We start from the raw sequence: 13947 nt of genomic DNA on the forward strand, positions 1-13947 counted from the left end.
AGTCCCGTTGGCAGTTCGCTTTTCAGGGGGTGAGGGCTGAGATTTCAAGGCCCCCGCAAAGGCGGCCCTCAAGGGGGGCGATGGCCTTTTCAAAGGCGTCCTTGCCCGTGGGGGCGCTTCTCCTGATTTTGCCGTCGGCGAGTATTATGCCGAGCTCCCAGGTGCGAGCCTTGGGGTTGGCCAGCTGTTTCACGGATTTTTTTATGGACTCGCAGGGCCAGGATTCCTGGCGGGCCGGAAAATGGTAGTGCAGGATGACGTTTTTGCCGTCCGTTTCAAGGGCGTAAAAACGGGCGAAGGTCATGTTCCACCCTCCTAAAACGAAGCTCAACAGGATGGCCCCTCCCAGGAATTTGCCGGTGCGGGGTCGCGGTCCCCATTCACGGAACTGGGCACGGCGCATGTTGGGATAGCGGCAGATGAGATAGGCCATTGCGGCGAAAACCGTTCCCAGTCCGGCCACCAGCATGAACAGGTTGAAGCCTTTGGAGAAGAATGAAAAATAAACTGGCGCCAAGGTTCCACCTCAACCGCTGTAAGTAAAGGAGACAAGGACCGCCGTGGCTGCGGTATAAAGGCAGGCGAGCTGCCAGCGCCTTTTTGGGGGTCGGCTGAAGACCCGCCCGTACGATAGGCCGATGACGGTTCCAGAGGCGTAGCCGAAAAAATGCGCCGCAAGGTCGGCCTTGGGGCTGTTTCCCAAAAGGGCCAGAAAGAGAATCCCCACCCCAAGGACCATCCAGGCCGAAGGGTTTTTGGGACTGAAGGGCAGGCCCGGAGGCCCCAGCCGGAAGCCGCCCAGAAGCCCTATGGCCCCGAAAACGGCGGTGGACGCCCCGCCCGAAAGGTGGTTTCCGCCGTAGACAAGGGCTGTTAAAAAGTTGCCGGAAACGCCGGTCAGAAGAATCAGAAGCCAGCCCGCGCCATAGCCCGCGCCCTGGCACACTGCGGTTCCGAAAACCAGGAAACCCGCCATGTTGCCGATAAGGTGCAAAAAATCCCCGTGAAGAAATAGCGCGGTTACGCAACGCCACCATTCGCCGCCAAGGATGAGGCCCGCGTCCGCTCCGAATCTGAAAAGCTGCGAAAGGTTTTCGTCAAAGGGACCAAGTGCCGCGTAAAAGGCGGCGAGCACCGCCGCCGCCGCGAAGCCCGAATGGCCGGTGGGCGCTTCCACGGCCTCGATTTGAGGGAGCCTCGGGTTTTCCTTCCTGAAGGCCGCTATTTCCGACTGAGCCCGGTCAAGATCGGCCTCCTCAACCAGAATTTTCCAGCCTCCCTCGCTTTTTTTAAGCCTGTAGGCGATGCCTGCGGCGGCCAGCACCAGGGCGTAGGTGTTGGCCCGCTTTTTTTTGAAGGTTCCGGCAAGGGGTGTTTTGCCGGATTCCGTCATTTGAGAAACCGCGCCAGGGCCTTGGCGAACTCTGCGGGCTTTTCCAGGGCCATCATGTGACCGGCCCCTTCGATTATAACAAGTTCGGCGCGGGCTATACCTTCGGCCAGGAATTTCCCGTACTTGACCGAGGTCAGCACGTCCGCGCCGCCCGAAACCACCAGGCAGGGGACTGAAATCTTTCCCAGTTCCTTCATAACGTCGAACTTGTCGCAGGCGGTGAAATCGGCGATGGAGACGGAGGGATCGGTTCTCTCCCCCACCGCCCGCATGGCGGCCTTGGCTTCTTCCGGGGCGTCCGCGCTGAAAATCACCGAGTCCATCATGGCTATCGCGCCCTTGGGGTCTTTGTTCAAGGCCTCGAAAATCATGGGGTTCACGCGAAGTTTTGCGCCGGTGCCCACCAGGATCAGCCCTGAAAGCCAGGAAGGGGCGGCGATTCCTATTGTAAGGGCGATGCCCCCCCCAAGGCTGTGCCCGGCCACATAAACATTTTCAAGGCCGAGCACCTTGATGAGGGCCGTCACAACGGCGGCGTACTCCGAAACGTCGCTCCTCGCGTTTCCGCCGGATCCGCCGTGGCCCGGAAGATCGACGGAATAAATGTTCGCCCCCGTTGTTTCCAGTTTCGCAAGGGGCCAGCAGGTGGAGTCGCCGCCCGATCCGTGGATCAGCACCAGGTTTTTTGAGGAACCCTTATCCGTATGGTCGTAGTGAATTTTTTCGCCGCTGATTTCGATGTGGGGCATCTTTTTTCTCCTGTGGCGGACGGATCAGTCTTGGTGGGTGGGAAACAGGATATAGCGCAGCCATGTTTTGATGGAGTTGTTCTTGTGCGCGTCCTTGTCGGCAAGCTCAAGCATCCACTTGGTTTCCTCGTAATTGGCGAAAATGGCCCCCCGGCCCTTGACCGGTTCATTGGGGTCCAGCTCCCTTACCGCCACGGCGGGGTTTCCCGCCGCTATGGTGTTGGCCGGGATGTCCCTGGTCACCACGCTGCCCGCGCCAATTATGGAGTTTTCCCCGATGGAGACCCCCTTGCACACTATGGCGTGGTCCCCCACCCATACGTTGTCGCCTATCTCCACCGGCGCGGTCTTGCCCACCGGAAGGCAGCGGTCGTGAATTCCGTGCCAGTCCGAATCCGTGACGTACGACCCGTGGGCCAGCATCACCCCGTGGCCCATCTTGATCCTGGTGGCCGCGTGAATGCGCACGCCGGGGCAGATGAGGGCGTAATCACCTATTTCCACGATGCCCTTGCCCGCCCATTTTTCGGCCTTCTCGGCCTCGTCCATGGCGGTTTTGCCGTTGTTTTTCCCGGCGTTCTGTATGATCTCGGAAAGGTCTGCAAGATCGGCCTGGGCCCAGGATATGATGTTCACCCTGGCGTCCGGGGCGGCTATTATCATCGCGTAATCGCCCACCCGTACGGAGTAGCCGAAAACGTTGACGTTCCATGGCCTGATGACGGCGGGGCTTTTTCCGAGGTACTGAAACTGGGGCCGGAGCCTCTTATCTGTGTACCAGTCGGCATAACGCAGTTGAAGCTGTTTTACGAAGTACGGCCTATGGTCCTTACGCAAGGATCGATCTCTCCTGCTTTATATTGAAGCCCGCCGGATGGCCGGGCTGAAAGAAGCCGCGTGACGCCGGTCACCCGGCAGCAATTCTTTCCCGCTGGCTGGAAAGCCCCGCGTCCCCCCTGGGGATTTCCCAGAAAGCGTGGGAGAACACGTCGGAACCCGCAGTCCAGCCGTAGAGGGCGTCCCCGGCCAGGATGACTGCAGCGGTGGTCCAGCTCGTGCGCTCCTCCGGCCAGATCACGGAATCGGGCACGGTGAGCCCGGTCCAGTAGAATCCGTCCTCGTAGCGGCTGCCCCTTATCCATGAGAATATCAGCTCTGCCTCCTCGTGGCGGCCTGCGGCGGTGAGGGCCAGGACCAGCTCCGAGCTTTCGGCCATGGTGACCCAGGGACGGTCGGAAACGCAGCGCGATCCCCAGTTGGGCACCACGAAGGCGTCCCAGTGGCCGTCGAAGCGGTCGTGGGCCTCGGCTCCCGTGACCGCGCCGCAGAGGATGGGGTAATACCAGTCCATGGAGTAGCGGCTCTTGGTTTCATCGAAGAGGTGCGCCCTGTGCCTTATTGCCTTCCCCAGCTTCCTTAGCGCGAACTCCCACTGGGGACGGGTCTTTTTAAGGCGGGCCGCGATGGCCAGGGCGCAGCGGATGGATAGATATATGGAGGACGAACCCGTCAGAAGCGCCACCTTGTCCACCACGCCCTTTTCGTCCATGCTCCAGTAAATCTGGCCGTCCGGGGCCTGGAGGCTCACGGCGAAATCCACCGCCCGGCTCACGCAGGGCCACATACGCTCCAGAAAGGATTGGTCGCCCGTTACCAGGAAGTGATGGAAAACCCCCACCGCCACGTAGGCCGTCATGTTGGCGTCCTTGCGGCGGTCGTCCGGCTGGCCGTCCTTGAAGGAGGCCCAGAAAGCGCCGTCTTCGAGCTGGATGTCGCAGAGCCATCCGTAGGCATGCCGGGCCTCGCGGTCAAAGCCCGCCACGGAAAGCCCCATGGCGCTTTCCACGTGGTCCCAGGGGTCTGTCTTACCGCCCTCGGACCAGGGGATTTCCCCGCTTGGGCGCTGGATGCTCAGTATTGCGCGGGCCATTTGCTCCACCTCGATGGTCTCGAAGCGGGGGGTTGGGTCGGGTTTATGTTTCATGTCCGTTTTTTTTCCTTAGGTACAGGACCATGCTTTTTGCCGCAACAGGGGCAAGGAGTTTTTCCGTGAATACGAGAAAAGGCGGCTGCCTTATGGTGTACCAGTCCAAAAACTTTCGGTATTGTTGTGTTAAGCGCGAAAAAGCTGCGTCTCGCCCGGAAAGGCAGCAGAGCCACCAGTAGGGCGTGTGCAGGCCGTGGGCGAGCGTGAGCCTTTCAAGCCGGAAACCCGCGTCCCCGCAGAGCCTTAAAAGATCGCGCTTGCGGTATATCCTTATGTGTCCCTCGGAAAGGGCCTCGTAGCCGCCGGGAAAAAGTTTGAAGCAGACCCTTTCGGGAAAACTTCTCGGAACCGACAGGGCCAGTATCCCTCCGGGCGCGAGAACCCGGAAAAATTCCGAAAGGGCCTTTTTATCGTCCGGCACGTGCTCCAGAACCTCGGAGCAGATGACTGCGTCGAAGCTGTTATCACGAAAGGGCAGGGCGCAGGCGTCGGCCCTCACCAGATGGGCGCTCCCCTTGCCGTGTATGCCCTGGTTGATCATTGAAAAGAGCATGTACCGGGCGCAGCGCAGGCGGTACTCGTCCATGTCCGTGGCCACCAGAAACACCCGGTCGTAATGGAAGGCCTCCCAGCTGTGCCGTCCGAAACCGCAGCCCACGTCCAGAACCCGCGAGCCCGGTTTCAGGTTCAATCGTTTGATGTCTATGGTCAGCAAGTTCAAATCCGCGTGAAAATTCAACCCGTCAAGAACCCCTAACAGTCCGGGCCCGCCAATGGCGGCCATATCAGGGCTGAAAGAGCGCCTGAACCGCGACTCATATCATGACGCAATGCATTAGTAAAGCCGGTGACGGGCAAATTCAACCGGCATTGATTCACAGGCGTTCATAATTGTGTTGACAGATGCCGATGGTTCTGTCTTAATAGCCCCGGTGGAATCGTTCTTGGAAGAAAACGAGTTAATCGTAGGCTCCGGAATTTTTTCGGAGCCTTTTTTTATTGCACAACGAGGAATAAAGCACTTCATGGATTTTAAGGATTTCAATCTCAACCCCGCCATTGCCGCCGGTATCGCGGCAGCCGGTTACAAAACCCCAACACCGATACAGTCGGAGGCCATCCCCACAGTAATGTCGGGCCTTGACCTCATGGGCCTCGCCCAAACGGGTACGGGCAAGACCGCCGCCTTCGTGCTTCCCATATTGCACGCCCTGATGCAGGGCAGCCGCAACCGGCCCAGGGCCCTCATCATTTCCCCCACCAGGGAACTTGCCGAGCAGACCCATCAGGCCATCGAAGTACTTGGAAGAAATACCCGCCTTCACTCCGTGACGGTTTACGGAGGAGTCAGCATCAACACCCAGATCACCAAGCTAAGGCGCGGACCCGAAATCATCGTGGCCTGCCCCGGACGACTCCTGGACCATGTGGGCCGCCGCACGGTGGACCTTTCGAACGTGGATTTCCTGGTCATCGACGAGGCCGACCAGATGTTTGACATGGGCTTTCTGCCCGACATAAGGCGGATTCTGCAGCAGGTGCCCAAGAAGCGCCAGACCATGCTTTTTTCGGCCACCATGTCCCCGGAGATCAAGCGCCTTGCCCAGGATGTTCTCGTTAAGCCGGTAACGGTCAAGGTGGGCGACACGGCCCCTGCGGATACCGTAAGCCACGCCCGTTACCCGGTCAGCCCGAACCGGAAAACCCCCCTTCTCCTGGAGCTTCTGCGCCATTCGGACATGGGCTCGGTTCTGGTGTTCACCCGCACCAAGCATCGCGCCAAGCGCCTTGGTGAAGCCCTGGCAAGGGCAGGGCACAGGTCCACCTCCATTCAGGGGAATCTTTCCCAGTCCCAGCGCCAGGTTGCAATGGACGGCTTCCGTTCGGGCAGGTACCGCATTCTGGTGGCCACCGACATCGCGGCCAGGGGCATAGACGTGAACGGCATAAGCCACGTCATCAATTACGACATCCCGGCCACCCCGGAAGCCTACATACACCGCATAGGCCGCACCGGCAGGGCAACCTGCACCGGCGACGCCTTCACCCTGGTCACCTCCGAGGACGCCTCGATGGTGAGGGCCATTTCAAAGATTCTGGACTACCAGATAGAGCGCCGCACCCTGCCCGGTTTCGACTACAAGGCCTCCGTGCGTGATGACGACGTGCCGCCCATCCCGCAGGCGCGCAAGCCCTACAGCCCCTCGTCCCGGAAACCCGCTTTTGCGGCGTCCGAACGCGCGTTCCAGCCAAGGGCCGAGCACGTGTTCCAGCAGAAGTCGGAGCGCCCGTCCCAGCCGAGGGCGGAGAACGCTTTCCAACCCAGGGCCGAGCGTCCTTCCCAGCAGAATCGCTTCTCAGCCGGAGAGCCGGGACGCCGGAAACCCGTTCGCCAGCATGCGGGGCGGGACTTCATGCAGAAATATTGATGGCTTGACGGCACTTGATGTCACTATGGCGGGAGCAGGCGAAATGGCGTGCTCCCGCTTTTTTTTCGTGCGGTGTCGCCGGAAACCCGGCAAGGCGCTCCCATAGATTTTTTCAATCGGCCCGGCTTGTTCCATATGGCCAGCCTGTCCTGTTGCCTGGCCTTTTTCTCGCCTGCGAATTTCAGGAATTGCGGTTTTTGCCACAGCCGCCGTACAAGAATTGATCGTCCGGTTTATTTGTCTTTGACGCACCTTCCGTTTCCGTGCTATCAAAAATTTTTGATCAGGAGGAAGGTGTTATGGGGATCATTTCCAATGCAGTTCTTGTGGGGGACGTTCTGGGGGACGCGGCTCAAAGCTCGCCCGACGCCACCGCTTATATTCATAATGGCCGGGAAATCCGTTTCAGAGAGATGGACCTGGCGTCCGATCGTGTGGCCACAGCCCTTTTGAAGCTCGGAGTGGAAAGGGGCGACAGGGTGGCGGTGCTGGCCTTAAACCAGCCGGAATGGCTGATGGTCTATTTCGGCGCAGCCAAAATCGGCGCGGTGACGGTGGGGCTTTCGGTGCGCTACAGGCCCACCGAGCTGACCAAGCTTCTTGAGCAGTGCCGGGCCAAGGTCGTGGTGAGCCTGGACCGGTACGATCACACCAATTACATCGAATTTTTCGATTCCATTTCCGATTCGCTTCCCAGAAAGCCCCTGCTTTTTTTCATCAACCCGCCGAAAAGCGAGGCGCGCAGATCCTTCGACGTTCTTCTGGGGCACGAAGTCGAACCGGCCCTCTTGGCTGCCGCCAAAGACAACCTGGAGCCGGACGACGATCTTTTGCTTTGCTTCACTTCCGGCACAACAGGCGTTCCCAAGGGGGCGGTGCTCACCCACAGGAGCCACCTCGCTTCGGCCCGTTCCCAGGCCCGTCACATGCGCATTGGGGAAAGGGACCGGATCATGACCCTTGCCCCCTTGAATCACGTGGGCGGAATCACCATCAGCGTAATGGTGGCGCTTCTTGGAAGGGCCTCGTGCATGCTGCTTCCGAGATTCACCCCGGAGGACGCCATCCGCGAGGCTTCAATCTGGAAGCCCACGGTGTTTTTCGGCTTTCCCACCATGCACATCATGCTTTTCCTGCACGAGCAGTTCGCTGGCCTGGACACCAGGAGCTTCCGGGTGGTGGTGACGGGCGGCTCTGCGGCCACGCTCGATCTTGTGCGGCGGCTCAAGGACGCCTACCAGTCGGCCACCATAATGAACCTCTACGGCCTTACCGAAACCTGCGGCGCAGCGGTCATGAGCCCCTGGAACTGCGACATGGTGACCATCTCGCGCACCGTGGGAAAGCCCCTGGAGGGTTTTTCCGTAAAGGTGATCGATTTTGCCGACAACCCGGTATCTACGGGCGAAATAGGCGAGATATGCATAAAGGGCCCCGCCGTGGTGGCTGGTTATTTCAGAAGGCCGGAAGAGTCACGCGCTACCTTTGACCAGGACGGCTGGCTAAGAACAGGTGACATGGGATACCTGGACGAGGAGGGCTTCATCGTTCTTCTGGGAAGAAAAAACGAGATGTACATCCAGGAGGGCTTCAACGTCTATCCCGTCGAGGTGGAGGACTGCCTTGCCAGCCACCCCAAGGTGGAGATGGCGGCGGGCATCGGCATCCCCGACCCGGTTCTGGGCGAGGTGGGCCGCTACTACGTCGTTCCCAAGCCCGGCGAGGATATCGACGAGGACGAGCTTTGGGACCAGTGCGTGATGCACCTTGCCGACTTCAAGAGGCCCAAGCAGATAGTCATCCGCCAGGAGCTTCCCTTCACGGCCACCGGCAAGATCAACAAGTCCATTCTTCGCAAGGAATTCGAGGAAAACGGCAAGTAAGCCGGAAGCCGGAAATTTTCGATTTTACTGCCGGGCCGGGGGAAGCGCCATTCCTCCGGCCCGGTTTGTTTCGATCAGAACCGGACCTCCCTCAGGTTTCGTTCCGGTATGCGCCCGAAAATCACCGCAACCTTAAGCCCCCCGTGGAACACATGCTTTACGGAAAGGCCGTGGGTCCAGGGCATCTTGGCCAGAATATCCTCGTGGGGCGTGATGATGCCAAGCCCGAAACCGGCCCACAACTTCCCAAGCCGCTCCCCTGCCTCGGCGAGAAATGTTCGCGCCGATTCAACCGTGCCCATGCGTTTTCCGTAGGGCGGGTTCAGCACCACCACGCCCTTTTCATCCGTAAACCTTCGGGGGTCGAGGGACAGAAAATCCGCCCGGCCCACGAAAACCGCGTCATCAAGGCCAAGGCCGGAAAGACGCCTGGAAAGGGATTCCAGGACCTTTTGGTCCCTGTCCGTGGAGATGATCTGAGGCGCTTCAAAGGTTGTGGATTGTTCCAGGCGGGTTTTTTTGATGTGATCGAAGGTGGAGGCGGAAAAGGCGGGCCATCTTGAAAACGCGAAATTCCGGTTCATGCCGCAGGGCATGTTTTTGGCGATAAAGGCCGCCTCTGTGGCGAAATTGCCAGATCCGCAAAGAGGGTCGAACAGGGGCATGGATCCGTCGTAGCCCGCAAGGCGCAGAATGGCCGCAGCAAGGGTTTCACGCAGGGGGGCGCGACCGGAAAGCGAGTGATATCCGCGCCTGTGCAGAAGCTCGCCGGATGAATCAAGGGAAACAGTGAACCGGTCCTCGTAGACCCGCGCAAAAACCGCCTGAACCGGAGCATCGGAAGTTTGCCCGCTTTCGTCCGAATCGATTTCGGCATCTTCGGCCATCACCACCATAAGGCCCGCCATGCGCTCGGAAATGGCCCCGTAGATGCGTTGGGCAACGGCGTCCTTGTGGTAGAGCCTCGATGAATGGGAACTCACCTTGAAGGAAACCTGACCATCGGCAGGCAGGTAAAGTTCCCAGGGGATTTCGGCGATTTTTTTTTCAAGGCGGGGAAAGTCGCGGGCCTCGAAGGAATCGATCCGCATCAGAATTCGGCTTGCCGTGGAAAGGCAGAGGTTGGCGGTATAGAGATCAGGGAGCTTTCCCGAAAAAACAACCCCGCCGGGCACTGCCTTGGGCCTGACGTCGTCAAGCCCAAGGCAGCGGATTTCGGCCTCGCACACGTCTTCAAGGCCCGGAGTCGTCACCGCGAAAAATTCATGCGTCCGGGCCTTTACGTGGCGCTTCACCCTCTTGTCGAGCATTCGGGAGTCATCCCTTCAGGGCGTTCAAGCGCTCGATTATTTTGGGCACAACCTTGGCCACGTCGCCGACGATTCCATAATCCGCAAACTTGAAGATGTCTGCGTTGGCGTCTTTGTTTATGGCGATTATGGTCTTGGCCCCGCTCATTCCGGCGGTGTGCTGAACCGTGCCGCTTATTCCGCAGGCGATGTAGAGGCTTGGGCGGATGGTTTTTCCGGTCTGGCCCACCTGGCTATCGTGGGAAATCCAGCCGGCTTCAACCGCAGGCCTTGTCCCTGCGACTTCCGCTTCCATAAGCTTCGCCATTTCGCAGACCATGTCGAAGCCTTCCCTGCTTCCGGCTCCCATGCCGATGCCCACCACCTTTTCGGCCTCCAAGAGGTTTCCGCCCTCGCTTTCGCGGAGTTTGCTTTCAAGCACCCTCACCTTGGGGGAAACGGAGGAAAGATCGACTCCGAGGTTTTTTATCTCGCCAATGCGGGCGGGGTCGGGGTCGGGAAGGGGCATGACTCCGGGGCGCACCGTGCTCATCTGGGGACGGTGATCCGGGCAGATGATGGTGGCCATGACGTTTCCGCCGAAGGCGGGCCTTGTGGACACCAGGAGCCGCTTTTCAAGGTCGACGTCCAGGTGCGTGCAGTCGGCGGTGCAGCCGCCCGTGAGCCGGAACGAGAGGGTGGGGGCCAGGTCGCGCCCCACCGGGGAGGCTCCCACCAGGAGTATCTCCGGCTTTTCGTCGAGGGCCGCTTCGGCGATGATTTTCGCGTAAAGCTCGGTGGAGTATTCCGCAAGTTTGGGGTCATCCGCCATAAGGACCCGGTCAGCGCCGCTGGCAATGGCGTCCTTAGCAAGGGCTTCGACCCCGCTTCCCAGGACCAGGGCGGTTAAGGGAACTTCCAGCTTGCCCGCCAGCTCGCGGCCTATTCCAAGAAGCTCGAAGGAAACCCGCGCAGGCTTTCCCTTGTATTGTTCGATAAAAACCCAGACGCCGCGCCAGGCGTTTACATCAACTTTCGATCCCATCGGTCATCCCCTAGAGATAGTAGAGTTCCTTCAATTTCGCCACCAGCTTGTCCGCCGCCTCGTCAACGGTTCCCGCAAGAATCTCCACCTGCCCGCGCGTCACCTTGGGCGAGAAAATCTTTCGAAGCCTCGTGGGGGAACCCTTCAGGCCGCAGAACTCCTCCTCTGCGCCGATTTTTTCCGCCTTCCATACGGGGATGTCCTTTTCGCAGGCTTCCAGAACGCAGTCCATGGGGGCGACCCTTGGCTCGTTGGCCTCCTTTTCCACGGTGATGACGGCGGGAAGGTCGGCTTCCAGAACCCTTTCCACGTCGCCCAACTTCTGCTTGATGCGGACAACAGAGCCTTCCACGTCAACTGAAAGGGCATAGGAGAGGATGGGAAGCGAGAGGGCCTCGGCCACTTCCGGCCCCACCTGGGCGGTGTTGCCGTCCATGGCCTCGACTCCCAGAAGAACCAGGTCCGCGCCGCCGAGCTTTTTGATGGCAAGGGCCAGGGTATAGGAGGTGGCCCAGCAGTCGGCCCCGGCGAAGTTCTTGTCGGAAAGCTGCACGGCCTCGTCAGCGCCCATGCCCAGGGCTTCCCGAAGGGATTCCTCCACCTGGGGAGGCCCCATGCTGATCACCGTCACCTTGCCGCCGTGCTTTTCCTTCAGCACCAGGGCGGCTTCTATGGCGTTCTTGTCGTTCACGTTTATGATGCTGGGAAGCCCGGACCGCATGAGGTTTCCGGTCTCCGGGTCCCATTTGACTTCCTTCACGTTGGGGACTTGTTTGATGCAGACGATGATGTTCAACTTCCACCTTCCTTGATAACTATTGACGGGAGCGCCATAAGCCCTGAGGGCTTTTCGGGTTCGCACCAGGCAAACGTAGGTTGGGTGTATCCGGGCCGAAGGCCCGGATACACCCAACAATTGCGGAATAACAAGATGTTGGGTGAACCCGCTCTTCGAGCGGAACCACCCAACCTACGTTAGGATAGTTGCCGGGGTAACACAAACAAAATCAGGACATTAACAGAGCCATTCCAACTATCGTTTTGTTTATCTCGGTTGAAGAGGCAACCACTCCCGCGTGGGCCGCCATGCGGTAGAGCTTCTCCACCTTGTACTCCTTGGAATAGCCGTAGGAGCCGTGAACCTGCATGGCCATGCGGGCCACTTCCTGCATCATGGGGGAAACGAAAATCTTCAAGCCTGCGGAATCCACCTCGAAGCGCTCGCCCTCGTCCTGGATGGTGACGGTCTTGTAGACAAGCTGGCGGCAGGCTTCGATCTTCATCTTCATTTCGGCGAACATCCAGTAAAAGCCCTGCATGTAGGCCATGGGCTGGCCGCCCACTATGCGTTCTTTGGAGTATTTCAGGGATTCATCCAGGGCCGCCTGTCCGCCGCCCACCATTGACGCGGCCTGCTGAATGCGCTCGCCAGCGATCCACCGAAGAAGGATGTTGAAGCCCTTGCCCTGGACCCCCAGGATGTTCTCCTTGGGCACGCGAACGTCTTTGAGGAAAACGTCGCAGGTGTCGGCGTTATCGAGGCCCATGAACTCGTAGTGCTTGGAAAAGGTCATGCCGGGCGATGTCTTGTCCACGATGAAGGCGGTGCAGTTCTTGCGCGGGTCGGTGCAGGAGAGGTCCTTGCAGTAGAAGATGCCGTAGCCGGGCTTATTTGCCATGCTGATGAAGCGCTTGGTGCCGTTTAGGATGAAAAAGTCGCCGTCCGGCTCCGCTGTGGTCTGGAGCATGGTGGGGTCCGAGCCCGTGGCGGGCTCGGTGAAGGCCGTGGTGGCCCAGGCCGTGCCGTCGCACAGTGGCGGAAGGAACTTTTTTTTCTGCTCCTCGGTGGCGTAGTGATGGATGGACTCCGCCACCGAGATGTTCATGATGAGGGGCAGGAAGCTGGTGGAGCCTGTCTTGCCGAACTCCTCGCACATCAGGACGCAGTTAAGGTTCGATGAGCCAAGCCCGCCGTATTCCTTGGGAATGGTCATGCCCAGCATCCGGGCCTTGGCGAAGGTCTGCATCAAATCCGCCGGGTAGTCCTTGATTTCCGCCATCTTTGCGTCGATCTTGGGAATTTCCCGGTCGCAGAATTCCTTGGCGGTCTTCTGGATCATCTTGTTGGCTGCCGAGAGCTTGAAATCCATGATCTGTCCTTTCGTGATGGTTGTCTTTTACACTTATGTTTAAAGTCACGCTTTAACTTAAATCGTAAATCCCGCACAGTAGGCCGATCACAAGCGATGAAGTGCAAGGAAAACGAGCCGGGCGCGGGCGTAAGCGTATCGCGATACGTGCGCACCGCGCCCGGCGAAGTTTGACACAGCAATTCGCGCTTGTGGGCGGTCTCTCATTTGCCTTTGAAGACTGGGGTACGTTTCTGCATGAAGGCCGTCACCGCCTCCATCAGGTCCTCGGAGGGAAGGTTGGCCGCGTTTTTCTGGGCCACGTAAGCGAGGCTGGCCGGGACCCCGTAGTCTTTCGTGAAATTGGCAACGTCCTTCACTCCCTGCACCGTAAGCGGAGGAAGCGCGGCGATTTCGGCGGCGAGCTTTCCGGCTTCGGGGAAAAGGGCTTCCTTGTCTGGAAGAACCCTTGTGACGAAACCCATCTGCAGGGCCTCGTCGGCGAAGAAATCCCGGCCCGTGAGGGCGAGCTCCCGGTACCAGCCCTGGCCCACTATGGCGGGAAGCCTTTGAAGGGTGCCCAGGTCGGCGATTATGGCAAGTTTCGTCTCGCGGATGGAAAAGACGGCGTCTTTTGTGCAGAGCCTTATGTCGCAGGCCGCCAGAAGGTCGATGCCGCCGCCTATGCAATGGCTGTGAACCGCCGCGATGAAGGGTTTTAGTGAGCGCTCGATGACGTTGTTGGAGTTTTGAAGGGCAAGGATGCCCTTCCTGAGCTTCTCCCGCGCGTCCGGGCCGCCGCCTTCCATTAAAAGCGCCCCGGCCCAGGTGAGATCAAGCCCTGCGGTGAAGCTCTTGCCGTCGCCCTTGATCACCGCCACCCGGATTTCCGGGTCCTTGTCAACAAGGCCAACGACCTCCACAAGACCTTCAAAGAAGTCGCCGTCCATCACGTTTCTCTTGTCGGGCCGGGCAAGGCTTATGAAGCCCACTCCGTCTTTTACCTCTAAAGTGAAGCGGTCACGTATGTTCATTGCTGCTCC

The 13947-nt window shown here is 59.3% G+C and carries 13 protein-coding genes; 2 read left to right on the plus strand and 11 right to left on the minus strand.

The window, feature by feature from the left end; genetic code table 11:
• Window positions 1-22: 22 nt before the first annotated feature.
• The 6 genes from HZB23_04160 to HZB23_04185 form a co-directional block, all read right to left on the minus strand.
• Complete coding sequence (locus HZB23_04160; protein MBI5843847.1) at window positions 23-517, minus strand: hypothetical protein; 495 nt, start codon at window positions 515-517, stop codon at window positions 23-25.
• Window positions 518-526: 9 nt separating this feature from the next.
• Window positions 527-1393, minus strand: coding sequence for a rhomboid family intramembrane serine protease (locus tag HZB23_04165; protein ID MBI5843848.1), 867 nt, complete (start codon window positions 1391-1393; stop codon window positions 527-529).
• Window positions 1390-2142 carry an alpha/beta hydrolase gene (locus tag HZB23_04170; GenBank protein ID MBI5843849.1) on the minus strand — a complete coding sequence of 251 codons (753 nt, stop codon included), beginning with the start codon at window positions 2140-2142 and terminating at the stop codon, window positions 1390-1392. Before HZB23_04170 ends, HZB23_04165 begins: the two co-directional genes overlap by 4 nt.
• A 24-nt stretch (window positions 2143-2166) precedes the next feature.
• Window positions 2167-2979 carry an acyltransferase gene (locus tag HZB23_04175; GenBank protein ID MBI5843850.1) on the minus strand — a complete coding sequence of 271 codons (813 nt, stop codon included), beginning with the start codon at window positions 2977-2979 and terminating at the stop codon, window positions 2167-2169.
• A 70-nt stretch (window positions 2980-3049) separates the two neighbouring features.
• Window positions 3050-4126 (minus strand): phenyltransferase domain-containing protein, encoded by a 1077-nt coding sequence (locus HZB23_04180; protein ID MBI5843851.1) that lies wholly within the window; start codon window positions 4124-4126, stop codon window positions 3050-3052.
• Complete coding sequence (locus HZB23_04185) at window positions 4116-4844, minus strand: class I SAM-dependent methyltransferase (protein MBI5843852.1); 729 nt, start codon at window positions 4842-4844, stop codon at window positions 4116-4118. The genes HZB23_04180 and HZB23_04185 overlap by 11 nt, the downstream gene beginning before the upstream one ends.
• Window positions 4845-5154: 310 nt before the next feature.
• Here HZB23_04185 and HZB23_04190 point away from each other — a divergent pair, with 310 nt between their 5' ends.
• Both HZB23_04190 and HZB23_04195 read left to right on the plus strand, forming a co-directional pair.
• On the plus strand, window positions 5155-6558 hold the full coding sequence (locus tag HZB23_04190; GenBank protein MBI5843853.1) for a DEAD/DEAH box helicase: 1404 nt from the start codon (window positions 5155-5157) through the stop codon (window positions 6556-6558).
• A 299-nt stretch (window positions 6559-6857) separates the two neighbouring features.
• Entirely contained in the window at window positions 6858-8441 is a 1584-nt protein-coding gene (locus HZB23_04195) for an acyl--CoA ligase (protein ID MBI5843854.1), read from the plus strand.
• A 74-nt stretch (window positions 8442-8515) separates the two neighbouring features.
• On the opposite strand, the gene HZB23_04200 is transcribed toward HZB23_04195, so the two are convergent.
• The 5 genes from HZB23_04200 to HZB23_04220 form a co-directional block, all read right to left on the minus strand.
• Window positions 8516-9751: a hypothetical protein gene (locus tag HZB23_04200; protein MBI5843855.1), complete on the minus strand. Its 1236-nt coding sequence runs from the start codon at window positions 9749-9751 to the stop codon at window positions 8516-8518.
• A gap of 7 nt (window positions 9752-9758) precedes the next feature.
• Window positions 9759-10775 (minus strand): electron transfer flavoprotein subunit alpha/FixB family protein, encoded by a 1017-nt coding sequence (locus tag HZB23_04205; GenBank protein MBI5843856.1) that lies wholly within the window; start codon window positions 10773-10775, stop codon window positions 9759-9761.
• Window positions 10776-10785: 10 nt separating this feature from the next.
• Window positions 10786-11571, minus strand: a complete 786-nt coding sequence (locus tag HZB23_04210) for an electron transfer flavoprotein subunit beta/FixA family protein (protein MBI5843857.1) — start codon at window positions 11569-11571, stop codon at window positions 10786-10788.
• A 211-nt stretch (window positions 11572-11782) separates the two neighbouring features.
• Window positions 11783-12925 (minus strand): acyl-CoA/acyl-ACP dehydrogenase, encoded by a 1143-nt coding sequence (locus HZB23_04215; protein ID MBI5843858.1) that lies wholly within the window; start codon window positions 12923-12925, stop codon window positions 11783-11785.
• A gap of 203 nt (window positions 12926-13128) precedes the next feature.
• A complete protein-coding gene (locus HZB23_04220) occupies window positions 13129-13938 on the minus strand; it encodes an enoyl-CoA hydratase/isomerase family protein (GenBank protein MBI5843859.1) in 810 nt (269 codons plus the stop codon).
• Between the last annotated feature and the right edge of the window lie 9 nt (window positions 13939-13947).

It is taken from the genome of Deltaproteobacteria bacterium, assembly GCA_016235345.1.
Classification (GTDB): Bacteria; Desulfobacterota; Desulfobacteria; order Desulfobacterales; family Desulfatibacillaceae; genus JACRLG01.

Bases quoted from the DNA above. Each gene is read 5' to 3' on its own strand.
- HZB23_04165 (MBI5843848.1), bottom strand. From the start codon at position 1,393: ATGACGGAATCCGGCAAAACACCCCTTGCCGGAACCTTCAAAAAAAAG.
- HZB23_04190 (MBI5843853.1), top strand. From the start codon at position 5,155: ATGGATTTTAAGGATTTCAATCTCAACCCCGCCATTGCCGCCGGTATC.
- HZB23_04170 (MBI5843849.1), bottom strand. From the start codon at position 2,142: ATGCCCCACATCGAAATCAGCGGCGAAAAAATTCACTACGACCATACG.
- HZB23_04215 (MBI5843858.1), bottom strand. From the start codon at position 12,925: ATGGATTTCAAGCTCTCGGCAGCCAACAAGATGATCCAGAAGACCGCC.
- HZB23_04205 (MBI5843856.1), bottom strand. From the start codon at position 10,775: ATGGGATCGAAAGTTGATGTAAACGCCTGGCGCGGCGTCTGGGTTTTT.
- HZB23_04200 (MBI5843855.1), bottom strand. From the start codon at position 9,751: ATGCTCGACAAGAGGGTGAAGCGCCACGTAAAGGCCCGGACGCATGAA.
- HZB23_04180 (MBI5843851.1), bottom strand. From the start codon at position 4,126: ATGAAACATAAACCCGACCCAACCCCCCGCTTCGAGACCATCGAGGTG.
- HZB23_04195 (MBI5843854.1), top strand. From the start codon at position 6,858: ATGGGGATCATTTCCAATGCAGTTCTTGTGGGGGACGTTCTGGGGGAC.
- HZB23_04220 (MBI5843859.1), bottom strand. From the start codon at position 13,938: ATGAACATACGTGACCGCTTCACTTTAGAGGTAAAAGACGGAGTGGGC.